Origin of the sequence: Acinetobacter johnsonii CIP 64.6 (genome assembly GCF_000368045.1) — a bacterium.
Lineage (GTDB): Bacteria > Pseudomonadota > Gammaproteobacteria > Pseudomonadales > Moraxellaceae > Acinetobacter > Acinetobacter johnsonii.
Window position 1 is genome coordinate 60,182 of sequence record NZ_KB849238.1, and the last position, 25,038, is coordinate 85,219.

Below are 25,038 nucleotides of genomic sequence, written 5' to 3' on the forward strand. Positions count from 1 at the left end.
ACGGCAAAATGTCATTATTTTAAAAATTGCGTTAGATCAGATTCTAAGCGATCTAGATAAGGTAATTTAAAAGTGCGTAAGTGTCCACGCAATGTCGAAATGTCATTGATTTTTTTTGCTTTTCTGGATATTTCAAACAGGTTTTGTGGGCTGATATAGCACAAGATATTTTTTTCAGGATGAAAAAGTAAATCGCCTTCACGAGAACGGAAAAAATCGGCAGTACGCAGCACAAATGCAGGGGAGAGTAGTTTGGCCATCTGCAGCTGGTCAGTACCAAAAAACTTGAGCTTTTGGTTAATCTGAATATCACTGCTATGCCATGGAAAACTATAAGGATAATAGAATTTTTTATTGTATGCGGTAATCGCGAGTCCTTGCGTGGGTACTTCAAAGACAAAACATCCCCATAAGTCTTTATGCACTTCTTTCACTTTTAACTCATTGCCATCTTTATCACGTACGCGAATTTCATCGACAAAGTGGTATTGAAACAGCAAAACCTGATGTTGTTGTCCTGCTTCATCCTGCCAAGTGGTACTGGCGTAGTAAGGAATATCATTGCTGATGGTGCCTTGATTAAAAATTGGAAACAGCTGCTTTAAATGGGCAATAAAAAATGCAGGTTGTAGGGCCACGCCAATTTGCTGTAGAGGGGTAAACTCGTTGAGCTGGTATTTTTTATGGATAATTTGTTTTTCAAGATAGTCGGTGACCTCTTCAAGCGGATCATCTTGCTCATAACTTAAATAGGCCCAAAGCAGGCAGCCTAAGCCAAATAAAAAGCTAAATAAGGTCCAAATGTGCTCTCCGACAAAGAACACAGGCACAATAAAAAAAATGCCGACTATTCCAAGTAGAATAGGCAGCACATTTTCAAATTTCAGGGTAATCGGGGCATTCCAAGGATGCAGTCGGTCAAGAATGTCTTGTGCCGAATCGGCCCCTCGGCCGATGTCCCAAAGCCTGTCGATATTATCAAACACAACTTTATTCTTTTTACGTCGAATATGAATGGAATGTTTGATTGTGTCGATAGGCATGTGAGGTTCTTATTTGGGTTGAAGTTGGTCGACTAACATGGCATCGCCATAACTAAAGAAGCGATACTGGTTGGCTACCGCATGTTGATAAGCTGCCAAAATATTATCACGATTTGACAGCGCTGAAACCAACATCAAGAGGGTCGATTCAGGCAGATGGAAGTTGGTGATAAGACGATCCACCACTTTGAACTCATAACCTGGATAGATAAAAATTTGAGTATCTCCCGTCCAAGCTTTGAGTTCACCCTGATGCGCTTGAGCCGCACTTTCTACGGCACGTGTGGCGGTTGTCCCAACAGAAATGACTTTGTTGCCACGAGCTTTGGTTTGGCGAATCAGCTCAACGGCGTGCTCTGGAACATCACACCACTCACTGTGCATAATGTGATTGGCAATATCATCGGTACGTACAGGTAGAAAAGTACCAGCACCCACGTGCAACGTGACAAAGGTTTTTTGAATGCCTTTGGCTTCAAGTTGATCCAACAGCTTTTGGTCGAAGTGTAAACTTGCAGTAGGTGCAGCGACACTGGCTAACTTGGTTGGATCATTAAATACCGTTTGATAACGCTCGGTATCAATGGCTTCAGCTTCACGGTTGAAGTAGGGAGGGATCGGAAGTTGTCCGTATAAATCCAGCACCGTTAAAATAGGCTGGGAAAACTCCACAATAAATAAATTTTCATGACGACCTAGTACCATGACTTTAACGGCATCTGGGCCAATAAAGAGCTCAGCGCCCGCTTTGGGGGTGTTGCTGGCTTTGATGTGACAGTGTGCAATAAATGCATCTTGCATGCGTTCAACCAGAACTTCGACAGCTCCGCCACTGGCACGTTTGCCTTTGAGACGTGCTTTCATCACTTTGGTGTCATTTAAGACCAGTAAATCACCGGTATCGAGCAAATCTAAAATGTCAGTGAATTGAAAGTCATGATGCTGACCTTGAGCATCGAGGTGTAACAGTCGAGAAGCACTGCGCGTATCTAAAGGATAACGGGCAATGAGTTCATCAGGGAGGTCGAAATTAAAATCAGAAAGTTGCATGATGGGAAAGCAGCGTCAAAATAAGGGAGGTCAAAATTGCGCTTAGTATATGCGTTTTTGTTGAAAAACGCTGAAATTGCACAAATATAAAGCTAAAAAATCAAATATGACTTAAAAATAGCCAATCACCACCAACTTGCGTTGACAAGTTTTCCAAAAAGTTTAATATACGCATCAACACCTTCCCGAGGTGGTGAAATTGGTAGACGCGGCGGACTCAAAATCCGCTGTCAGAGATGACGTGTCGGTTCGAGTCCGACCCTCGGGACCAAGATATTAAAAAACCCAAGCATATTCAGTCTTGGGTTTTTTATTGTCTGAAATTTAACATTTGAATTAAATCGCCGTAAAACATTACAGGTGGCTTAAAGCAATTCAATGTTCGGTGTGGATTTGGTTGATTATTTCCTCATATGATGGACTCAAAATTTTGTTTTAATCATTCTGATAAATAACGATTTTTCAAAAAGCAAAACCAGTCACAAGATAAAAGTCTGACATAATTGATTTTTTTGTTAAATGCCACGCTTGTATTGTTGTATTTTTATATTGTTTTAATGTTGAAAATTTGCTAATAAATAGAAGTAAATAATAGGTTTGTGCCGAAAAAATCACAAAAGATGAGGCAGAAATGGGTATTCAATTGCTAGATGTCGGGTCTGATACAGAACAGTTAAGTGCTTGTCACTTATCTTTATTGTTGGGCGTGAACAGTAATGACAATAAAATTAAGAGCTTTCTCAAATTTGCGCGAAAAATTTTAGGTGCACATGCCGCTATTTTAACGTTTAGCAATGAACCTTATAGTTGGTATGCGGGCAAACACGCATTCAATGCTTTTCAGTTACCCGCTGAAGCCAATTTTGCTACTCATTTTGAAGGGGATATCGCGATTGATGTCCTGCATCGCCATTATCATCATCTTTCTCAGCAGATGAGTGCTCTAGGCTTTGAACATCGCCGTATCATCGCATTGGATTTAAAGGCATCGGATAAATCCGTGGGGCAAGTGATTTTCTTTGATGAACAGTTGGACGCTTTTACGCAAGATGCTGTAGAAAATGTTTATGAACTGGCCTCTGGATTTCTTAATCTGCTGCATTTGCGCATGGAAAATGCGGAGCTCAAAGAGTTGTATGAACAACAGGTGGCCATGAATGTCAGTAAAACCAAATTTTTCCAAATTATTGCACATGATTTAAGAGCCCCTTTTCATGGCTTAATTGGTTTCTCAGAAGTGTTGGCTGAAGAGCGCAAAAGTTTGGATGAGTCTGGTGTGCAAAGCATTGCAGATTATTTGCATGATACCGCACAGTCGACTTATAGCTTGTTGGAGAGTTTACTGAATTGGGCGATGGCAGAAGGCGGGCGCTTTGTTTATCACCCCATCCATTACAAGCTTAAGCAGTCCTCTCAAATTGTTTTTGATGTGTTGCATGCGTTGGCTATCAATAAAAATATTCAACTGATTGACCGTGTACCCGATGATTTAAAAATTTTTGCAGATATCAATATGGTGACCTCGGTGATCCAAAACTTGGTATCAAATGCGCTGAAATTTACCCATATGCATGGCGAAGGTGTTGTGACGATTGATGCCAAACAACGTGATGATTTTATCGATATCTATATTCAAGATACGGGTCTAGGTATGACATTGGGGCAAATCGAATCTTTGTTTGAACCGAAACTAACCGTTAGTTTTAAGGGGACAGCTGGGGAGAAAGGTACGGGTCTGGGTCTGGTGTTGTGTAAGCGTTTTGTTGATTTGAATAAAGGTGAAATTTCAGTCACATCAAAAGAAGGTGTAGGTTCAACTTTTATCGTCAGCCTGCCACGTTCGAACAGCGCACATCAAGCATTGTCACTCGAGACATCCCAGCAAGAATTTAGTGAATAATCATACTTTTCTTATAAAATAATTCGCCTAATCTCATGATCTGCTGTTATAAATAACCAAAACAATGCGAAAGAGTCGATCATGAATGCTGAGCAATTGCAAAAGACATTGCGCGCAAGTCAATATGCGGAACAAGTCCTATCTATACATCAGGTTTATCTTGAACAAGATTATGCAATTGATCAATTTTCTCAGCCATTGACCACCGAACAAATTTTCGATGTCGTTCAAAACACCTTAAAAGAGATCAGTGATGAAACCACATGGATGCGCACCATCCGAATTTTACGTGCGCGTTTAATGTTTCGCTGGATTTGGCAGGATGCCAATCAACTGATCGATGTGATGACGCTAACGCGGGAGTTATCTGATTTTGCCGATGCAGCCATTTGTGTGGCAAAAGCGTTTGCCTTAGCGCCATTGGTGGCTAAACATGGTCAGCCTGTGGGTTATAACCATAAAATTCAAGATTTAATTGTGGTTGCGATGGGGAAGCTCGGTGCACAAGAGCTGAATCTCTCCAGTGATATCGACTTGATTTTTGCTTTTGATGAGCAAGGTGAAACTGATGGTCGTAAATGCATCGACGTACAACAGTTTTGCATTTTGTGGGGGCAGAAGCTCATTTACTTGTTGGACCATATCACGGCTGATGGTTTTGTCTTCCGTGTGGATATGCGCTTGCGCCCTTGGGGCGATGGTTCTGCATTGGCCATTAGTCATGCGGCACTGGAGAAGTATTTAAGCCAACATGGGCGCGAGTGGGAGCGCTATGCGTGGATTAAAGCTCGGATTGTGGCAGGGGGCAAAGAGGGAGATGAGTTGTTGGACATGACTCGTCCTTTCGTGTTCCGTAAGTATGTCGATTACACCGCTTTTGAAGCTATGCGCGAAATGAAAGCCATGATTGAGCGCGAGGTATTACGCCGCAATATCGAAGATGATATTAAGTTAGGTGCGGGCGGTATTCGTGAAGTCGAATTTATTGTGCAAGTTTTTCAGCTAATTTATGGCGGGGCAAAATTAGAATTACAAGACCGTCAATGTTTAGTGAGCTTACATCATTTGGGTGAAGTGGGTTTGCTGGATGGTCAGGCGGTCAGTGAGCTGGAAGATGCTTATTTATTTCTGCGCCGTGTAGAGCATGCAATTCAAGCCTTAAATGATCAACAGACCCAGTCTTTGCCCACAGAACCAGAACTCAGACAAAGGATGATTGATACCTTGGGTTTTGTCAGTTGGGATGCATTTATTGAGCACTTAAACCAAAAGCGCGTCAAAGTTATTTACCAGTTTGAGCATTTAATTAAAGAAAAAGAGCATGACCCTTTCGTAGAAAGTTTTAGTCAGTTAGAAGCGCGGTTAAATGAGGTGTTGGATGCGAATGCAAAAAACCTCATTCATGAATTTTGGAATGGTCATGCGCTAAAAAAGCTGCCTGCAAAAGCGGTGCAGCGTTTAAAAATGTTTTGGCCGCATTTGATTGAAGCGATTTTACAGTCAGATAAGCCGCAAGCCGCGCTGCTTCGCCTCATGCCCTTGGTTGAGTCGGTGATGCGACGCACCGTATATTTGGTCATGTTGATTGAGAGTAAAGGGGCTTTACAGCGCTTAGTGAAAATGGCAACCGTAAGTCCATGGATTTGTGAAGAGTTGACCCATTATCCAGTGCTCTTGGATGAATTTTTGTCAATGGACTTTGAGCTGCCGCGCCGTCAAGATTTGGAAGATTCTCTGCGTCAACAGTTGCTTCGTATTGAGCTTGATGACGTTGAAGATTTGATGCGTGTGCTGCGCCTATTTAAAAAATCCAATGTTTTGGCAGTTGCAGCCAGTGATGTTTTGGCTGAAAGTCCGTTGATGAAAGTATCCGATGCTTTGACCGATATTGCAGAAGTTTCGGTCAGTACAACTTTAAATTTGGCTTACCAAATGACGGCAAAGAAACATGGTTATCCGCTCGATGTTGAAGGACAGCGCTGTTCGATCGATCATTTGGCATTTGCTGTGGTGGGGTATGGAAAAGTTGGCGGGATTGAGTTGGGTTATGGCTCGGACTTAGATCTGGTCTTTATTCATTATATGAATGAGCAAGCCGATACAGATGGGCTGAAGTCGATCAGTGGGTTCGAGTTTGCAATGCGTGTTGCGCAGAAATTTATGTCGTTGATGACTACGCAGACCCTCGATGGTCGGGTTTATGAAATCGATACGCGCTTACGCCCATCGGGTGAAGCGGGGGTCTTGGTCACCAGTTTAAAAGCCTTTGAGCAATATCAGTTGAAAAATGCATGGGTCTGGGAGCATCAAGCATTGGTACGTGCTCGCTCGATTGCGGGTGAGTCAAGTTTGCGTGATAAGTTTGAAGCATTGCGCTGTCGGATTTTGACGCAGCCACGTGATGAAGAAAATGTACGCGCAGAAGTGCTGAAGATGCGTCAAAAAATGAAAGACCATTTGGGTTCTTCTAAAGAGCAACAAAAAGATGGAATTTTTCATTTAAAACAAGACGCAGGTGGTATCGTCGATATCGAATTTATGGCACAGTATGCTGTGTTGGCATGGAGCGGATCTCATCCAGATCTTGCCCATTATTCCGACAATGTACGAATCCTTGAAGACGCCGCAAAAGCCAGTTGCTTATCCAGTGACGATGCGACTGCATTGATTCAAGCTTATCTCAGTGAACGAGCCGAGAGCCACCGTTTAGCCCTTGCGAATCAATCCATGCAAGTAAATGCTGCGGACTGGCGCGATACCCGAGTGATCGTTTGCAAATTATGGCAAAGATTAATTGATCCAAGCTCAATCGTGAGCATTGGGTAACATGACTGTGTATATAAATTTGGAGTGTGTGTCATGAATTTGGCTGATCGTGATGGTTTTATTTGGCAAGATGGACAATTGGTTGACTGGCGTGAGGCAAAAACTCACGTATTAACACATACCTTGCACTACAGCATGGGTGTGTTTGAAGGTGTCCGTGCCTATGAAACACCGAATGGCACGGCTATTTTCCGTCTAAAAGAACACACTAAGCGTTTATTGAATTCTGCAAAAATTTATCAAATGAAAGTCCCATTTGATCAAGCAACATTAGAGCAAGCTCAAATTGATGTGGTTCGTGAAAATAAATTAGCGTCTTGCTACTTGCGCCCAATTATTTTTATTGGTTCGGAAAAATTAGGTATTGCTGCAACAGACAATACGATTCATGCAGTAGTAGCGGCATGGAGCTGGGGTGCATACCTCGGTGATGAAGCAATGGCGAAAGGTATTCGTGTGAAGACCTCATCATTTACTCACCATCATCCAAACGTGACGATGTGTAAAGCGAAAGCGTCAGGTAACTATACCTTGTCGATTTTAGCTCACCAAGAGGTGGCACATTCAGGTTATGACGAAGCAATGTTGCTCGACCCTCAAGGTTATGTATGCCAAGGTTCTGGTGAAAACGTATTCTTGGTGAAAGATGGTGTTTTACATACACCTGACATTGCAGGTGGTGCACTTGATGGTATTACGCGTCAAACCATTATTACCATCGCAAAAGACTTGGGATATGAGGTGGTTGAGCGTCGTATTACACGTGATGAATTCTACATTGCAGATGAAGCATTCTTTACAGGTACAGCTGCCGAAGTGACGCCTATTCGTGAATATGATGACCGTGAAATTGGTTCAGGTACGCGTGGTCCAATCACTGAACAAATTCAAACCACATTCTTTAATGCGGTTAAGGGTAAAGACCCGAAATACGCACACTGGTTGACTTATGTAAAATAAGTGGTTCGATGAAAAAAAGGGCTCTTTGGAGCCCTTTTTTGTTGCTCTGTAGTTTAGTCATCGATACCGAAAATATCGCGAGTGTAGAGTTTATTTTGGACGTCATTTAGTTCTGATGTTTGACGATTGCTAATAATTAAGTCAGCTACTTGCTTAAATTTTTTTAGATCGCGAATAACTTTACTATTAGCAAATTTTTTTTCTGAAATATTTGGCTCGTAAATAATCACCTTAATGCCTTGCGCCTTAATTCGGCGCATAATCCCTAAAATTGCGGATGAGCGGAAATTATCAGATCCTGATTTCATGACCAACCGGTAGATACCAACCACTTTGGGATTTTTATGAATAATCGTTTCAGCAATGAAATCCTTACGGGTCCTATTTGCATCTACAACCGCTTGAATTAAGTTACTTGGGACTTGCTCATAATTTGCTAAAAGTTGTTTAGTGTCTTTAGGGAGACAATAGCCACCATAGCCAAACGATGGGTTGTTATAATGATTGCCAATGCGTTGATCTAAACATACGCCTTCAATAATTTGACGGGTATCCAGACCGAAGGACTGGGCATAGGTGTCAAGTTCATTGAAATAAGCGACACGCATGGCGAGATAAGTATTGGCAAATAATTTGATAGCCTCTGCTTCAGTCGAGTGAGTAAATAGTACAGGGCAGTCTTTTTTAATAGCACTATTAAGAAAGAGTTGTGCCAATGTTTCAGCACGTTCCGATTGCTCTCCTATAATAATTCGAGAAGGGTAAAGATTATCCTGAAGTGCTTTGCCCTCACGTAAGAATTCTGGTGAAAAAATAATATTGTTTGTGTTAAATCGCAGTCGCATTCTTTGTGTAAAACCGACAGGCACTGTTGATTTAATGATTATGGTCGCAAGCGGGTTGGTGTGTTGGATGTCGTGAATGACTTGCTCCACACTTGAAGTATCAAATTGATTGGTAATGGTGTCGTAATTGGTGGGCGTTGCAATGAGAATAACCTCAGCATTGATGTAACTGTCTATTTTATTTGATGTTGCTTTAAAATGAAGCTTGTCATTTTCTAGGAATAATGAGATGTCTTTATCTTGAATTGGGGAGATTCTTTGATTTAACTGATGAATACGATTTTCATCGAGATCAAATGCAGTGACACAGTGCTGCTGCGCTAAAATCAAAGCATTAGAGAGTCCAACATAGCCTAAACCGACCACTGTAATTTTCATTCTGTTGATTCTGAATTATTTTTTATTACGGTGCAGGAACAAGATGTCATGTAAATGAACAATACATTTCAGTTTAATTACCGTGTAATTACTTGGGATTTTATGGCTCTAATCTTTAATCAAACCGAGACTATGTTATGATGCAAAATACTATGTAGATCGGTAGTTTCAAGCATGTCTTTACATGAAAATGATGACGTTTTAAATACGACAGAGCAACAAAATCAGAATATTGTGCTGTGTATGAAGTGGGGGACCAAATATGGTTCGGACTACGTTAATCGTTTGTATAACATGGTAAAACGCCACACTACCGTTGACTTTAAAATGGTGTGTTTAACGGACCGTACCGATGGCATTGATCCTGCGGTACAGTGTTTTCCTATTCCTCCATTAGCACTTCCAGAGGGAAGCCCTGAACGTGGCTGGAATAAATTGTCTACGTTTGAGCCAGATCTTTATGGTTTAAAAGGCAATGCGCTCTTTTTAGACTTAGATGTAGTGATTGTTGATAACATCGATAGTTTCTTTACCCATTCTGGGGATTTTCTGATTATTCATGACTGGAAGCGCCCTTGGCGTATTACGGGAAATAGTTCAGTTTACCGTTTTAAGTTGGGTGCTTTTCCAGGATTGATGCCCTATTTCCGTGAGCATTTTGATGAAATTCGTCAAAAGTTCCGTAATGAGCAAGCTTATTTGTCTTGGTATGTCGATCAAGAGAAAAAGCTCTCTTACTGGCCTGACAGTTGGTGTAAAAGTTATAAGTATCATTGCTTGCAAAAAGTACCTTTGGCGTACTTTAAAGCACCCGTAAAACCCGAAGGTGCAAAAATTATTGTTTTCCATGGGGAAATTAATCCACCTGATGCAGTAAATGGTGGTGGTGGCAAGTGGTATCGTTACGTCTTGCCATCAGATTGGATTAAAGAGGCTTGGCATTAAAAACCCAATGTTGGTTTACTTTTGATTAGAAAATTATGAAAAAACTAGATTTTGTTATTGCTTGGGTTGATGGAAGTGATGAAAATCATCGATTGAAACGTCAACAATTTCAACCTGAAAATGTTGTAAAAGGTGCAGCGGAAGACACTCGATTTGCCCATAATGATGAAATCTATTTTTCGATTGCTTCAATTCTGAAATATGTTCCGTATTGTGGAACGATTTACATTATAACTGATCACCAACAGCCGAGTTTTGTTGGGGAGTTTGAAGCGCAGGGGCTATGTCGCTCTGGTCAAATTCAAGTGGTTGATCATCAAGAAATATTTAGAAATTACCAACAGTATTTACCTACTTTCAATTCATTAAGTATTGAAAGTATGTTGTGGAATATTAAAGGGATTTCAAATCATTTTATTTATCTGAATGATGATTTCTTTTTCAATCAACAGTCTGATTTAAGTGATTTTCTTATTGATGGTCAGATGGTGATATATGGACATTGGCAAGCAACACTCATCAAGAAAATGAAATATATTTTCCGAAAATTCTTACAGCAGAATTTTGGAATGGTAGCTGAAGCGAAATATTCAACGGCTCAAATGCTGAGTGCAGATCGTGTGGGAATGACTAGATATTACGAAATTCATCATCGCCCTCATATTCTCAGTCGTGATTTGCTCAGTACTTACTTTAAGAATAATAAAGAGCTTTTAGAGCAGCAAATTCAGTTCAAATTTAGGAACATTGATCAACTGTTACCAGTGGGATTGTCTAATCATTTAGCAATTCAATCTGATCAAGCCATTTTAAAAGATGATATTGATATTGCTTATTTAAAAGATGGTCGTGATTTGGAAAAATTTATATTAGCTTTATCTAATTCTGAGATTAAATTTGGCTGTATACAAAGTCTAGATCAATTGGAATCATTAGCTGAAGGACGCATCCGAGCCGCACTGATTCAAAAATTTACAGGGTTTTTACCCAGCCAAATTCAACCGACTACTGTGGTCTAAACGAAGGAAAGCAAATGAAAGTTGTGACTTATCTTATTAATTTAGACGGCAGTGATCAACGTTTAGCAAGTGCGACAGCTCAGCTCAATCAAGCGGGATGGGATTTTAGCCGATTCTCTGCTTATGATGGGCGAGGTAAAGCCTTATCTGAATTTGAAAACTACGATGATCTTGCTGCTCAGAAAATATTAGGGCGTAGTTTAATGAATTCTGAGTTGGGTTGTTATCTAAGTCACTACGGTTGTGCTGAAAAATTTCTAGAAACGGATGCCGATTATTTAGTTGTCTTAGAAGATGACATTGAAGTGTTGCCTAACTTTAAACAGAAGCTTGAATCTTTATTAAGTTATTTAGATCAACATAAAGAGTTGGATTGGTATACCGTCAATATTGCTGCTAAAAAGAAAAAATTAGCAAAAGACATTGTTGAGTTTGATCATTATACCTTGTGGCATGCATATTATTTCCCAATACGTGGTGTAGGCTTGGTTTGGTCTCGAAAAGGAGCTGAACAGTTTGTACAACTGGGTAAAATCATGACCGTTCCAGTCGATATTTTCTTCCAAAGTTGGTTAAGTAAAACAGGAAAAGGGCTTGGCGTTTGGCAGCCATTTGTGCAGCCAGCAGGTCTGGATAGTGATATTTTAGGTACTGTTGCTGCTCAAGGTATCAAACGGAAGCAACTTGAGAATCGAAGTGCTTCTCATGGATTTAAGAAACAGAAGCGTATGTGGCGTGATCGCTTTTATGCAATTAAACATTTAATGTCTTGAGTCCTAGTTATAGACTGTAATAAATAATTTTCTTTATTTTGTTGAGTACATTTTATGAAGTTTTTTAAGAAGCTCTTCTATCTTTTGAAATTTTATACAATGTATTCAAACCAAAAAAGAGAAATCAATGAGTCAATAGATAACTACGCGGACCTGATCGTTCTCAATCCTGGTCAGAAAAATGCAGTTATTCCCAAAATTATCTGGATGTATTGGGAAGGCTCACTCCCTGAGTTTGTGCAGAAGTGCGTTGATAATATAAAAAAGAACAATCCAAACTATGTTGTAAACTTTCTAACACCTAATAATGTCAAAGAGTTTTGTGATATTGATTATGGTCGTTTAAAGCATGCGACACCACAACAGAAAGCTGATCTCATTCGATTTGAATTAATTTATCAACACGGTGGGATATGGTTAGATGCCAGTACAATTGTTTATGAAAATCTAGATTGGATTGAAAGGTTAGTTACTCAACATCAAACTAACAGTTTTGCCTATTATCGAAAGAAAAATACGACTTGCCCAGACTTTCCTGTTTTAGAGAATTGGTTATTGGCAAGTTCTGCCAAAAATATGTTTTTTAAGTCTTGGTTTGAGGAGTTATTAAAAGCTATAGAATTAACACCAAAGGTTTATATTCAGCAGATTAAAGAAAATAACGAAAATTATCAGGACTATTTTCAAGAGATAGGCCGTTTAGAATATTTGGTTGCTTATGTTGCCTGCCAAAAAATTATGCGTACAACTTTACCGAGTATGACCTTGATTAACTGTGATCGGAATGCTTTTTTCTATCAAGTAAAAAATAAATGGATGAAAGAAAAAGTGTTGATTGATCTTGCCCTCAATTATCCGCCAGTTGAAAAGCCTAAGCTGATCAAACTGGCAGGAAAAGAAAGGGGAATATTAAGTCGTTATTACAGTAAAAAAATGTATTTTAACGACTCGTTTATTGATATCTAATCACTACTTTTTAGCAATAAAGTTTTCTAATACTTTAAATTTTGGTCGTGTTTCAAAGTATTGTTCAGATGCTAATGACCCAACAATTGAGATATGACGTCCATCAAATGAATACGGTGTGTTTTTGGTTGCCATATGATCTGATTTAAATAGATCTGCTTGGCTTAACAAGAGTGTATTCGGATGTTCTGAAACGATTTTATTAATCACACTCGTTGCATATTTTTGCTTTGTAGCGAGTGGATTGTTCATATACTCATTTAGATTAAAGTCTCGCTCTAACCATATTGCACGTTTGAAAATTGAGCTGATGTTTTGATCAAAAGTATATGGTTCAGACATTACAATCACTTTCTTATTATTCATTTGTGCAACTTTGAGTAGCTCACTAAATGAATTCTGCTGATTTTGACGAACAATATCAGTCCAACGACCAGCAAAAATAAGAACGTCATACTGAGCTATATGATTCTTCAGATAGTTTCGGTTGATTAAGCACTGCTGATAAGCGGTAGATGACTTGTCACCTGTAAATTCTTTATCAAGACTTGGATAGCACCAATTCGTACTGATCGTATGGATGTTCAAGTTTAGCTTTTTGCCTAGATGATCCCAAAATGGAATATTGTGACCTGCAAATGAATCTCCAAACAAAAGAGCTGATTTAGCATTTGTTGAGTTAGATGCTATATGACATTTTAATCCATTTTCTCCAACAGTCAGACTATGATCATCTTTAATGTTATAGAAACACCAACCATTCGAGACCATAGGCATCTGTATTTTCTCAATACGCTTTAGGTATTCTGCATCGGCTCGATTTTCTAACCCATCCTTACCTAGAAACTTATAAAATGGATAGAGAATCGCAATACTTAAGATAAAAAGTAGATAAACATACTTTTTATTGATTTTATTCAGATGAATACGACAGGGTTCAATATGTTTGTAACTCAACCATCCTAAAATAAAAGATAATAAAAGAGCAAAACTGATATTGATAATATTTTTTTGAATTAGGAAATAGCTCAATAAAAATGAGATCGGCCAATGCCACAAATAAATAGAATATGAAGCACTGCCTAAACTCTGTATAAACTTGGGTTTCGTTAGTATAGAGTTTTGACGGTAGGCGATTAGAATTAAAACTGTACCCAAAACAGGAAGGGATGCAGCATAACCAGGCCAAGGCGTATCTTTGGTTAAAAAAATCAAGCTTAGCGCTAAAAGTCCAAAACCTGTATATTCAATAATTTTTTGCTTAATCGATGATAAAGAATATTGGTTAAAATAAAAGTACACCAGTCCACCTGCAATTAACTCCCATGCACGTGTTGAGAGTTTAAAGAAAGCATATATCGGATTTTCTGGTGTAAGTTTTACAGACAACAAAAATGAGCAAGAAAATAATATTAGAAGTAATATGCCTATATATTTAGTTTGTTTTGTAAGCTTTTTAAATGTGTACAAAATGATGGGAAAAAGGATGTAGAACTGCCATTCAACAGCTAAAGACCAGGTATGCAGTAATGCTTTATCATGTGAACTAGTTGCAAAATAGTCTCCTGATTGTTCATAGAAGAGATTATTTGATAAGAAAGTGAGACTGTATCTCGCATCTTTAGCAAAGTTTTTTAGATCTTCTGGGATAAACACAAATAGCCCCAAAGCCGTTAAAACTAAGACTAAGAATAATAGTGCGGGATAAATACGAATAATTCGAGATAAGTAAAAATCAACAAAAGAAAAATTATTGTGTTCAAGCTTTTCCACAATGATTTTTGTCATCAGATAGCCTGATATCACGAAGAAAACATCAACGCCCAAGTACCCAGCAGAGAAACCGAATACATTGAAATGGAAAAGAACAACAAAAACTACAGCATATGCTCGAAGTCCATTAATATCAGTTCTAAATTGATGATTATTCATATATTTGGGATGACTACAGAAAGACTTGAGCGTTCACATAAGGATGGAAGGAAATTACAGGTGAATTGTAAGTTCTACTCACCACTTTGTGTCAATAGAGTATTTTGTAATTGTTCAGGAGGTATTTTTTCAAAAGCTTTTACTGCACTGTTCTGAGATAAATTATAGACATTTATTTGCTGAGATTTTAGAAAGCGGGCAGCGGCATCGAATGCAGGCAATGTTACATCTAAATACTGATTCAACATAGTGGGTTGTTTATTTTCTTTATTTTCATAGAATCTGGGTTGGGAAAAATTATTCATATCCAAACCTGCAATATAAATGTCTTTATATTTCAAATGATAAGTGATTTGAAGTGCAACATAAGCCACTGTAAAATAGTCAAAAACAGCATTAAAAATGTGACTAGAAAACCCTAAGCGGTCATAGATATGAAAATAATTTGGAGTTTCAGTCACGCGTATCCGCTCACCTAAAAATCGCTCAATTTCACCTTCAGTTATAGGCTCAACAACTTTAATGTCGCAAAGAATATTTTCTAATTTTATTTTTCTTAAAATCAGGTCTAAACAACGTGGTGTTGTAAATAGTGTACAAAAGGAAGTTTTAAGTACATTTTCAATTAGATCAAAACGATTGTTGGTGAAATTGTGATCAATGATCACATAATATTTAAATTTGACACCACTTAAGGCAATTGCACCATTTACACCAATATAATCAATATCCGATCGCTGTAAATATGACGTTTCTAGTTGATGCACAGATGGACCTGTTGCAATTAGCATACATTTTCGATTGGGACTAAAATTTAATTGGGAATTATCGACAATAAGTTGTTTTTTAAAATAAATTTTTTGCAAATCACCATCGGGACTACGTTCTACTTGATAGTATGGCCAATAGCGACGATTGTGTTTATATGATTTTGGATGACTATACTTGTAAATAAATTTATACAGATTTCTAAGGATATAATTTGAAAAAAAACGTTGGGCTGAGATTATTGGTTGAGACATAAAGATCAAATTCTATGTAAGAAAATATGAAACAGGATACAACGTAGCCTGCTACCAATTTTAGTCATCTAAAGTAAAATTAGGTTTTTTACTAAACTTTGATTTTATGGCTTTGATGCTAGCTGTAAGCCAAGTTGTCCCTTTGACAGGGCGTGTAACTTTATTGCCTTGATAATTGATTTGAGTCGCTTTTTGAAATGGACCATAAGCTTTTACTAAATAGTCTTCAGGTTTATAACCATTATCCAATGCTTCTTGATAATATTGATCAAATAACTCAACTAAGTCTTGTCTTGGATGAGGCATGATTTTTCCATCAAACCAATGTTTTTGATTGTTTTTTTCTAGGCGCGGTAACGAGTATTTATGGCTAAACTGAGTACCCATGTCGGAGTAATGTAGAATTTTGATGTCTTCTATTTTTAAGCCTTCACCATCAATACAGTTATATGAATTATTGTAGTTTTGGACTAAATGAGGTTGGTCTTTGATTAGTTGCATTAACTTCTTGTGACCATCTGGATCCGATTGCAACGTTTTAAGTGAAGGTAAATATTGTTTAGCTTTTTTACAATCCCAAACACAAGTACATAAACGAGCTGAACTTTTGCCACCTTTGGCGATGACGATTGCATCATCTTTCATCGGATGCGACCATAACTCTGCGATATCACATAAAACGATGACATCAGCATCCATATAGATCGAACGCCCTTCAAAGTTGGATGATTCAGGAATTGCCCAACGGAAACCAGAAAATGGGGTTGCCCATTTCTCAGTATGCCATCCTTCATGCGTTTCTTGATTGCTATACCACGGACTAGTAGGATCATGGCTCAACTGCATCCATGTAATTTCAATTGGGTGCTGTGTATTTTTACGGATGCTATAATCAAGCACCATCATTTGTTCTAAATCACAGTTATTTGGATCACAGCCAACAAAAATTTTAATTGTTTCTTTGGGCATTCTGATTCTCGTCACGCAGAAGATAGCAAGCAGTTTGATAAGTATAATCTGAAAGCAAATAATACAAAACCCTTTGTTAAAATAAATTCAAATAATGTCTAGTTTAATTTTATAGAAAATTGTTATTATTGAATTTAAGAATAAATTTAGCCTTAGTTTATGAGAAATTTTGTTATTAGTTTGTCTAGCGCGACTCTTCGACGAGCGCATATAAGTTCGGAGTTTGCTAAAGAAAAGGTCGATTTCGAGTTTTTTGATGCCATTACTCCTGAGACCATGGCACAGGCAGTTGAGGATCTAGGTGTTGATATTTCGAAAACAGAGCTCAGAAAATGTGAGATAGCTTGCTTATTGAGCCATGCAGTTTTGTGGAAAAAAGCTGTGGATGAGAATTTACCATATATTGCAATTTTTGAAGATGATATTCACCTTGGTAGAAAATCTACCAGCTTTTTAACCAGTGATAAATGGATTCCAGCTGAATGTAAAATTGTAAAATTGGAAGCATTCTATCCAAAAATCATCGTGGCTTTAAATTACAAGCCTTTAATCAACTCTAAGCGCAAACTTGCACTGTTAAAAGCGAAACATATGGGATGTGGTGGTTACATTCTCTCAAATGAAAGTGCTAGAAACTTATTGGCTTTATTAAAGCAATATGAAGTCTTGATTCCTGTTGATCATATTGTTTTTAATGATTATTTACAGAGTAATCCACAAGATATCTTCCAGATGTTACCTGCAATTTGTATCCAAGATCATAGATTGACTAAAAGTCATGATAAGTTTCCTAGTTTTCTTGAACAGGAACGCAACTTACGCAAAGGTGAGGATAAAACCAAAGTTAAACTTAGCCTTTTAGATAAAGCTAAAAGAGAGTTTCTACGTTTGGGTACGCAAACTGTAAAAATTGTGAAAGAGTTAGCTGTTCTATTACAGGGTGAACGTGTGGTTCGTATACAGGGTGAACGTGTGGTTCGTATAAAATTTAAATAATTTCAATGAATAGTTTTGCTTTTATTTATTGTAGTGATTTCCTGCGATTTTATCGCCTCTAAATCTTTTATAACCCCACATATATTCAGCAGGGAAACGGTTAATCATTGCCTCAACGGCTTTATTCAGCGCAGCAGTCGCCACGTCTAGGTCAGCATCACATAGTTGTGGATCGTTAAGATCATCACAATACACTTCAAAGCCTTCACCATCTGCACTGCGGAAGCAACTTAAGCCGACTAAACGACATTGGGTTTTTTGTGCCATTTTACTGGCGAGCGTACTGGTTAAACAAGGAATACCAAAAAAGGGAACCACCACGCCACCAGAAGGCTGTGGCACATGGTCGGGCAAAATAATGCTAAAACCACCTTGTTTTAGATTTTTGAACAGTGTTTTTACACCATTGGCATCGGTCGCAACCAAGGTCGCATTTAATCTTTGTCGAGCCTGTAAGGCAAAAGCGTTAAAATCTTCATTTTTCATGGGTTTATACATAATGGTGGGAATGCCATATTGATGAATCCATGCATTCATCATTTCCCAAGTTCCCAAGTGGGGAACAATAATCAGCGCACCTTTGGGGTCTTTTAGCGCTTCGGTAAATACCTCTAAGTGATGAACTTTCTGAATCTGCGCAATGCTCCATTCAGGTGGCATCGCCCAACACTTCGCCGACTCGATATAGCTTAAGCATTGCTTTTGCACGCTTTCACTGGCGAGTTGTTCTTGTTGTGTTGCGCTAAGCTGTGGATAGGCTAAACCCAAATTCACGCGGGTTTTCCACAGCATACTTTTGTTCGGGTTTTGATTGATCAAATACGCTGCTACTTTTGCAAGGCTGCGCAAAAAAGCCAAAGGCAATAGGCGAAGCAGCATAATATAAAACGACATCTGGCTTAGTCTTGCGTATCAGCATTGCCTTTTAAGACCATATAAATCAAACCGACAAAAATGACAAAAGCACCTGCCAAGCTACTTACACAGAAAAAGACAATACGGTCATAGGTGGTTAAATTAAATAATTGATTGTCTAGAATATAGCGCATGAAAAACCATTGTACGATTGCAAAAACAATTAGCACAATACCACGACGACGGACTTCAGGACGCATAGCCATTTGGTTGCTCACAACTTATCTAAAACAGTGCGCCATTATGCCACTGCTGAGAATTGATCTCAAATGAATAAAAATATTCTATTCAGGCCGTTAGGAAATAGCATAAATTATTCTTTCGAAATTCTTGAAATCACATGTAGGTTTGTGGAGCCTACATCGGTGGCTTTATCCGATAAGCATTGATATTGCCATAACAATTTCGAAAACGTTTATAGGACCAAATATACTGTTCGGGTGCTTGGTTAATCATGTCTTGCATGGCAAGATTTAAACTGTCTACAGATAGCTGTAGATCTGTCGATAAAATATCTTGAGATAATTCTGTACAGTACACATCAAAACTCGCTGCGTCAGCATTACGAATACAACTTAATCCGATCACATTGCATTGTGTTTTTGCCGCCATTTTAGAGACCAGTGTCGTGGACAAAGTATTTTGCTGGAAAAAATATGAATAAATACCGCCACTAGGTTTTGGTAGATGGTCCGGTAAAATCACCGTCAGCCCACCTTGTTTTAAGTGTCTGAAGATACTGCGGATACCTTTTTCATCAGTAGGAACAAGGGTTGCATTAAACTTTTGCCGTGCAGCTAGAATATAGCGGTTAATTCCTTTAATTTTATAGGGTTTATACATGATCATCGGTTGCGTATAGACATTTAACCATGCATTTAACAGCTCCCAACAACCAAAATGCGGAATGACCACAATCACGCCTTTTTTATTGGCTAAAGCTTCTGTTAGAACAGATTCACCATGAATGTTTTTCAATAAATCTAGGTTGTATTGTGGAGGCATTCCCCAGCATTTTAAAAATTCAATATAGGTTTGGCATTGGCTTTGAATGCTGAGATGAACGCGTTTCTGGAGTGCTATTGGGTCGAGCTCAGGGTAGGCCAATTGCAGATTAATGGTGGTGATACGCTTAATTGAAGAGTCACTATAGTAAAGCAGGTGTGCAATTCCGCGTGCGATGTATTGTAAAAAGGACAATGGAAAAAGTGAGATGATTTTAAGTAGATAATAAATAGCCATATTTTGACTCAGAAATCTTTTGAAAAGATGAGATGAGAGAAAATTTTGCAAAGAGACTTAAAAATCTAAGATAGATAAAATCAAAAAAAGATGAGCGTCTTAAGAACAAAATAAATGAATAAATCAATAGAGTGATTCAGTGCCAGAACTGCTGCAATAAAATATAGACTATCGTGAATCACTGTAAGGGGGATAGATCAAAAGTTCAAAAGAAATTTTGGAAAATTTGAAGCGAAAATAATATCTATGGAATGGCTGGTCTTGTCTTGAATGAAAAAACCCTGCGCATGGCAGGGTTTCTTTAATCAAAATCTAAAGATTATTTGGTTTCTTCAGCTTTTGGTTTTTCACGTAAGCGAATGCCTAAATCACGTAGTTGATTTGATTCAACTGGTGCAGGCGCTTGCGTTAATGGGCATTCAGCAGTTTTGGTTTTCGGGAATGCAATCACATCACGAATAGAAGCACCACCTGTCATGAGCATGACTAAACGGTCTAGACCGAATGCTAAACCACCATGCGGAGGAGCACCATAACGTAATGCATTGAGTAAGAAGCTGAATTTCTCTTCGGCTTCTTCTTCACCAATACCTAAAGCTTCAAAGATTGCTTTTTGCATTTCTAGGTTATGAATACGCAGTGAACCACCACCAATTTCGGTACCGTTTAACACCATGTCATAAGCCACAGAAAGCGCAGCACCTGGGTTATTTTTCACATCTTCAACGCTTGATTTAGGCAGTGTGAATGGGTGGTGAACAGAAGTCCATTTGCCATCATCTGTTTCTTCAAACATTGGGAAGTCAACCACCCAAAGCGGTGCCCATTCGCAAGTCGACATTTTCAAGTCATGACCGACTTTAATACGTAAAGCACCCATGGCATCGTTCACAACTTTAGCTTTGTCTGCACCAAAGAACACGATATCGCCATTTTCTGCGCCAACACGTTTCAAGAGATCAAGTACGATTGGCTCGATGAATTTCACGATTGGAGACTGTAAGCCTTCGATGCCTTTTTCAAGCTCGTTTACTTTAATGTACGCTAAACCTTTTGCACCGTAGATGCCGACAAATTTCGTGTATTCATCAATTTGGCTACGTGGTAGTGAACCTGCACCTGGAACACGCAATGCAACGATACGGCCTTTAGGGTCTTTCGCTGGACCTGCGAATACTTTGAATTCAACTTCTTGCATCAGGTCTGCGACGTCAACCAATTTCAAAGGAATACGTAAGTCTGGTTTGTCCGATGCATAGTCACGCATAGCATCTGTATAGGTCATGCGCGGGAATTTATCGAATTGAACATCAAGAAGTTCTTTGAACATCTTAACCGTCAACGTTTCCATTAAATCCATGATGTCATCGTCACTCATGAACGATGTTTCAACGTCGATTTGGGTGAATTCAGGTTGACGGTCTGCACGTAAGTCTTCATCACGGAAACATTTTGCGATTTGGTAGTAACGATCTATACCACCCACCATCAACAATTGTTTGAATAATTGTGGTGATTGTGGAAGTGCGTAGAAGCTACCATTTGAAACACGGCTTGGCACTAAGTAGTCACGTGCACCTTCAGGCGTTGCACGGGTTAAAATCGGAGTTTCAACGTCTAAGAAACCATTGTCTTCGAAGTAGTTACGAATGAGGTTGGTTAGTTTTGAACGGAAACGTAAACGATCTAACATTTCAGGACGACGGATGTCCAAGAAACGATATTTCAAACGAATTTCTTCAGAAATATTGGTGTTGTCGTCATTCAATGGGAACGGCGGAGTTTCTGATGCAGCAAGCACTTCGATTTCTTTACCTAAAACTTCGATTTGACCGCTCACCATATTGGCATTTTCTGTGCCTGCATAACGGCGACGTACGCGACCTGTAATTTTTAATACGAATTCTGAACGTACTTTGTCTGCAGTTGCGAATGCTTCAGGAGTGTCTGGGTCAATAACCACTTGCACAAGACCATCACGGTCACGCATATCAAGGAATATGACACCACCGTGGTCACGGCGACGGTGTACCCAACCGCAGAGGGTTACTGTTTCATCAATTTGAGTTTCGGTTAAAGAACCGCAGTAATGAGTTCGCATCATGGCGTTAAAAATCCAACTATATGGCTAAAGGTAGCGAATACGTAAACAGCGTACCGCCAGAAATAAAGGTAGGATTATGCCTCTTTGGGCATTGACTCTCAAGGTATAGCTTAAAAAAGGCTGGAAATAGCATTTAAACGTTGGTTTAAATTCAGCCTAAACGATAGTCTCGATCTAAAAATAAAAACAGAATGCAGCCAAAGATTAAAATCAGTAAAGCGACTTGGCTAAACTCATTAATACTTCGCCCTGTAAAATAATACAGGTCTGACTGCCACACTTGCGTGGGGATATAACGTGCATAGTCCCAAACACTGACTAAACCGCCTAAAAGGCTCAGTATGAACAGTCCCATTGCAAAGCGTTTGATTTTTAAACTCACTGGAAAATGTTGCTGATAGGTTTGGTAATAGCGCCAACCCATCCACGCCAACAAGGGCAAAGCCAGTGCCGATGTGCCAATTTGTAAAATGCGATGTAGCGGATAATAGTGCCCTAACAAAGGAATCTTCTGGCTTAGAAACTCATGTCCGAACAAAGTTCGGTGATCAACATGGGTGAGTCCGTCCCATAACAGATGCGTAGCCGTGCCGAGCAGTATCGCGAGAATAACGGCCACAGAAAATTTAAAAAAACGCAGCATACTGCTCAGCCTTAATTCATGCTGAATGCCTAAAAAACGATAAAAACAGGGCCGTAATAGCACGTACCACAAAACACAAAAACTGAGTCCAATCCAAAGATCAGGATGAACGAGTGAAGTCCAGTAGTGGGTAGTATTTGAATTGGCTTGTGTAAACAGCCGATAAAGATCAGGGGTCATGCTGCCAATGGCAATGGCAGCAATGGGTAAACGGTCACCACTGAGTTTGGCTAAAGGGGGCGCGAGAACGGCATGTGAAATGGTAAAGGGCATTGATCTATTGGCGTTGGCATCGACTTAGATGGATAGGGCAGTTTATCTTTTTTCTGCGATTGGAATGTTTTTTATTGCAATGAATTTGAAATGTTATATTATAACAATATTCAAAAATTGTACGCTTGAGTGAGTTCCATGGCTTTCCATAAAAATTTGATAACGCTCTCTATTTTGGCGGTGGTCGCACCTGCCATTTTTGCAGATGACACAACAACACAACAACTTGAAACATTGACCAGCCAAGCACATCCACTCGTTCAGACCGCTGCTGATTTTGCAGTCGCCGATCAGGTCATCGAGCAAAAAAGCTTAAAAGAACGTGCACCGACTATTGGGGATGCTTTGGCCGATGAGCTAGGCGTATATTCAAATCAGTATGGTTCAGGTTCAAGTCGACCCGTGATTCGTGGTCAAGATGGCCCTCGCGTGAAAGTCTTACAACATGCTTCAGAAACAGCCGATGTTTCGAGTTTATCGCCAGACCATGCCGTGACGGTCGATCCGATTTTGGCCAAGCAAATTGAAATCATCCGTGGCCCTTCAACCCTGTTATACAGTGCAGGCACCGTGGGCGGTTTGGTCAATGTCACCGATCAAAAAATTCCAACCAGCATGCCTGAAAAAGGTCTAGAAGGTACGGCGGGATTACGCTACAACTCTGGCAGTGATGAAAAGTTGGCCAGTGCTGGGGCGACGGTTGCTTTGGGCAGTCAGTTTGCTCTACGGGTTGAAGGTTCAAAGCGTGAAGCGAATGACTATATTGCGCCGAACTATTTCCACGAGCATGAGGGTGAACTCGAAAAAGAACGTCGTGTTGGAAATACCTTTGCCAAAGGCGAAACTGTCAGCGTTGGTGGCTCATGGATTGGTGAGCGTAGTTTTGCGGGTATCGCCTATACCAACCGTCAAGATCAATACGGTTTACCTGGGCACAGCCATGAATATGAAAGTTGCACTGTATCAGGTAATTTATTAATTGGATGTGGTGAGGAAGATTATGGGGACGAACATGAGACAGGGCCTTGGGTTGACTTGAAGTCGGAACGTTATGATTTCCGTACAGAAATTTTAAATCCGATTGCAGGGTTTGAGAAGTTACGTGCCCATGCCAGTTATACCGACTACCAACATGATGAAATTGAAGGCGATAGTGTTGCAACCACCTTTAAAAGTAAAGGGTATGATGCGCGTCTAGAAATGGTGCATCAGCCGATTGCGGATTGGGAAGGTGTGGTTGGCGTACAGTACAATCAACAAAAATTAGATATCACGGGTGAAGAGTCGATTTTAGAACCGACCAAGACGCAAAAGTGGAGCGTATTTGGTTTAGAACATAAGCAGTGGAATGACTTCCATTTTGAGTTAGGGGCACGTGTCGATCAGCAGACGATTGATATTGAATCTGATCGAAAAGACTATGATGATTATGCCGTGTCCTATTCGGGTGCTGTGAATTGGATGTTTGCACCGAACTATAAACTGTCTTTGGTTGGATCACATCAAGAGCGTTTACCTTTGGCGCAAGAGCTTTATGCTGATGGTAAGCATCTTGCAACCAATACCTACGAGCGTGGCAATGAAAATCTCGATGTCGAAAAGTCCAATAACCTAGAATTAGGTTTCCATTACGATACGGATAAAATTGATTATCACGTTCATGTTTACCACAACTGGTATGACAACTACATTTATGCTCAAACTGCAGACCGTTACGAAAACTTCCGCCTAGTAGACTACACCCAAGACAAAGCGCGTTTTTATGGGACTGAAGCAGAAGCCTCTTATGCCATCAATGATGTTTATAAAATGAGTGTCTTTGGTGATTATGTACGTGGCAAAATTGACAATGAAAATGCGCCACGGGTGCCTGCTGGCCGTTTAGGAACAAAAGTGAATGCTAACTTTAGTGACACGTGGTCGGGTACGGCAGAGTATTACCATGTGTTTGAGCAAGATCGAATTGCAAGCTATGAGACCGAAACCGAGGGCTATAACATGTTGAATTTGGGCTTGGCGTATAATGGTCAGTATATGCAGGGCAATGATTATCGCGTGTATTTCAAAGCCAATAACCTCTTAGATGAGACGGTTTATTCGCATACCTCTTTCTTATCGACCATTCCACAAGTGGGGCGTAACTTCACAATTGGACTGGACTTTAGTTTCTAAGGTGCTATTTCAAGCTTCACCCCAACTTTTTCCGTAAAGAGGAGGTGCTCCCTCTCTTTTAAGGA

At 39.4% G+C, this 25,038-nt stretch carries 20 protein-coding genes and 1 tRNA gene; 10 read left to right on the forward strand and 11 right to left on the reverse strand.

What is annotated here, in order from left to right; translation table 11 throughout:
- Positions 1-14: 14 nt before the first annotated feature.
- On the reverse strand, positions 15-1,043 hold the full coding sequence (locus F986_RS17275) for a hypothetical protein (protein WP_004697698.1): 1,029 nt from the start codon (positions 1,041-1,043) through the stop codon (positions 15-17).
- 9 nt (positions 1,044-1,052) lie between these two features.
- Entirely contained in the window at positions 1,053-2,093 is a 1,041-nt protein-coding gene (gene queA / locus F986_RS17280) for a tRNA preQ1(34) S-adenosylmethionine ribosyltransferase-isomerase QueA (protein ID WP_004697701.1), read from the reverse strand.
- A gap of 184 nt (positions 2,094-2,277) precedes the next feature.
- Here queA and F986_RS17285 point away from each other — a divergent pair.
- The 4 genes from F986_RS17285 to F986_RS17300 all read left to right on the forward strand — a co-directional run bounded on the left by F986_RS17285 (position 2,278) and on the right by F986_RS17300 (position 7,779).
- Positions 2,278-2,364, forward strand: a tRNA-Leu gene (locus F986_RS17285).
- A gap of 360 nt (positions 2,365-2,724) precedes the next feature.
- On the forward strand, positions 2,725-3,993 hold the full coding sequence (locus F986_RS17290) for a sensor histidine kinase (protein WP_004697703.1): 1,269 nt from the start codon (positions 2,725-2,727) through the stop codon (positions 3,991-3,993).
- Between the two features lie 81 nt (positions 3,994-4,074).
- Entirely contained in the window at positions 4,075-6,819 is a 2,745-nt protein-coding gene (gene glnE / locus F986_RS17295; protein ID WP_004697704.1) for a bifunctional [glutamate--ammonia ligase]-adenylyl-L-tyrosine phosphorylase/[glutamate--ammonia-ligase] adenylyltransferase, read from the forward strand.
- A gap of 33 nt (positions 6,820-6,852) precedes the next feature.
- The gene (locus tag F986_RS17300; RefSeq protein WP_004697706.1) at positions 6,853-7,779 is read left to right on the forward strand and encodes a branched-chain amino acid transaminase; all 927 of its coding nucleotides are present in this window, start codon (positions 6,853-6,855) and stop codon (positions 7,777-7,779) included.
- Positions 7,780-7,832: 53 nt separating this feature from the next.
- On the opposite strand, the gene F986_RS17305 is transcribed toward F986_RS17300, so the two are convergent.
- A complete protein-coding gene (locus F986_RS17305) occupies positions 7,833-9,002 on the reverse strand; it encodes a nucleotide sugar dehydrogenase (protein WP_004697708.1) in 1,170 nt (389 codons plus the stop codon).
- 174 nt (positions 9,003-9,176) lie between these two features.
- Here F986_RS17305 and F986_RS17310 point away from each other — a divergent pair, with 174 nt between their 5' ends.
- From F986_RS17310 to F986_RS17325, 4 genes are read left to right on the forward strand one after another with little or no spacing between them, the layout of a single operon-like run.
- Positions 9,177-9,947, forward strand: coding sequence for a hypothetical protein (locus tag F986_RS17310; protein WP_004697709.1), 771 nt, complete (start codon positions 9,177-9,179; stop codon positions 9,945-9,947).
- A gap of 35 nt (positions 9,948-9,982) precedes the next feature.
- Positions 9,983-10,966 carry a Stealth CR1 domain-containing protein gene (locus tag F986_RS17315; RefSeq protein ID WP_004697711.1) on the forward strand — a complete coding sequence of 328 codons (984 nt, stop codon included), beginning with the start codon at positions 9,983-9,985 and terminating at the stop codon, positions 10,964-10,966.
- Between the two features lie 14 nt (positions 10,967-10,980).
- A complete protein-coding gene (locus F986_RS17320) occupies positions 10,981-11,739 on the forward strand; it encodes a glycosyltransferase family 25 protein (RefSeq protein WP_004697713.1) in 759 nt (252 codons plus the stop codon).
- Positions 11,740-11,793: 54 nt separating this feature from the next.
- Positions 11,794-12,705: a glycosyltransferase family 32 protein gene (locus F986_RS17325; RefSeq protein ID WP_004697714.1), complete on the forward strand. Its 912-nt coding sequence runs from the start codon at positions 11,794-11,796 to the stop codon at positions 12,703-12,705.
- Between the two features lie 3 nt (positions 12,706-12,708).
- Here the strand turns inward: F986_RS17325 and F986_RS17330 are convergent, their stop codons facing one another.
- The 3 genes from F986_RS17330 to F986_RS17340 all read right to left on the reverse strand — a co-directional run bounded on the left by F986_RS17330 (position 12,709) and on the right by F986_RS17340 (position 16,628).
- Positions 12,709-14,637 (reverse strand): acyltransferase family protein, encoded by a 1,929-nt coding sequence (locus tag F986_RS17330; protein WP_026056437.1) that lies wholly within the window; start codon positions 14,635-14,637, stop codon positions 12,709-12,711.
- A gap of 74 nt (positions 14,638-14,711) precedes the next feature.
- Positions 14,712-15,659, reverse strand: a complete 948-nt coding sequence (locus F986_RS17335; protein WP_004697717.1) for a hypothetical protein — start codon at positions 15,657-15,659, stop codon at positions 14,712-14,714.
- Positions 15,660-15,719: 60 nt separating this feature from the next.
- Entirely contained in the window at positions 15,720-16,628 is a 909-nt protein-coding gene (locus F986_RS17340) for a glycosyltransferase family protein (protein ID WP_004697719.1), read from the reverse strand.
- Positions 16,629-16,787: 159 nt separating this feature from the next.
- On the opposite strand from F986_RS17340, the gene F986_RS17345 reads away from it, so the two are divergent.
- A complete protein-coding gene (locus F986_RS17345; RefSeq protein WP_004697721.1) occupies positions 16,788-17,624 on the forward strand; it encodes a glycosyltransferase family 25 protein in 837 nt (278 codons plus the stop codon).
- Positions 17,625-17,645: 21 nt separating this feature from the next.
- Here F986_RS17345 and F986_RS17350 read toward each other — a convergent pair whose 3' ends face one another.
- From F986_RS17350 to F986_RS17370, 5 genes are all read right to left on the reverse strand, one after another.
- Positions 17,646-18,518 carry a lysophospholipid acyltransferase family protein gene (locus tag F986_RS17350; protein WP_004697722.1) on the reverse strand — a complete coding sequence of 291 codons (873 nt, stop codon included), beginning with the start codon at positions 18,516-18,518 and terminating at the stop codon, positions 17,646-17,648.
- 5 nt (positions 18,519-18,523) lie between these two features.
- Positions 18,524-18,745, reverse strand: coding sequence for a hypothetical protein (locus tag F986_RS17355; RefSeq protein WP_004697724.1), 222 nt, complete (start codon positions 18,743-18,745; stop codon positions 18,524-18,526).
- 151 nt (positions 18,746-18,896) lie between these two features.
- Positions 18,897-19,781 (reverse strand): lysophospholipid acyltransferase family protein, encoded by an 885-nt coding sequence (locus F986_RS17360; RefSeq protein WP_004697725.1) that lies wholly within the window; start codon positions 19,779-19,781, stop codon positions 18,897-18,899.
- 319 nt (positions 19,782-20,100) lie between these two features.
- The gene (aspS, locus tag F986_RS17365; protein WP_004697728.1) at positions 20,101-21,885 is read right to left on the reverse strand and encodes an aspartate--tRNA ligase; all 1,785 of its coding nucleotides are present in this window, start codon (positions 21,883-21,885) and stop codon (positions 20,101-20,103) included.
- A 151-nt stretch (positions 21,886-22,036) separates the two neighbouring features.
- A complete protein-coding gene (locus F986_RS17370) occupies positions 22,037-22,801 on the reverse strand; it encodes a DUF4184 family protein (protein ID WP_004697731.1) in 765 nt (254 codons plus the stop codon).
- 138 nt (positions 22,802-22,939) lie between these two features.
- On the opposite strand from F986_RS17370, the gene znuD reads away from it, so the two are divergent.
- Entirely contained in the window at positions 22,940-24,973 is a 2,034-nt protein-coding gene (gene znuD, locus F986_RS17375; RefSeq protein ID WP_004697734.1) for a zinc piracy TonB-dependent receptor ZnuD, read from the forward strand.
- Positions 24,974-25,038 lie beyond the last annotated feature (65 nt).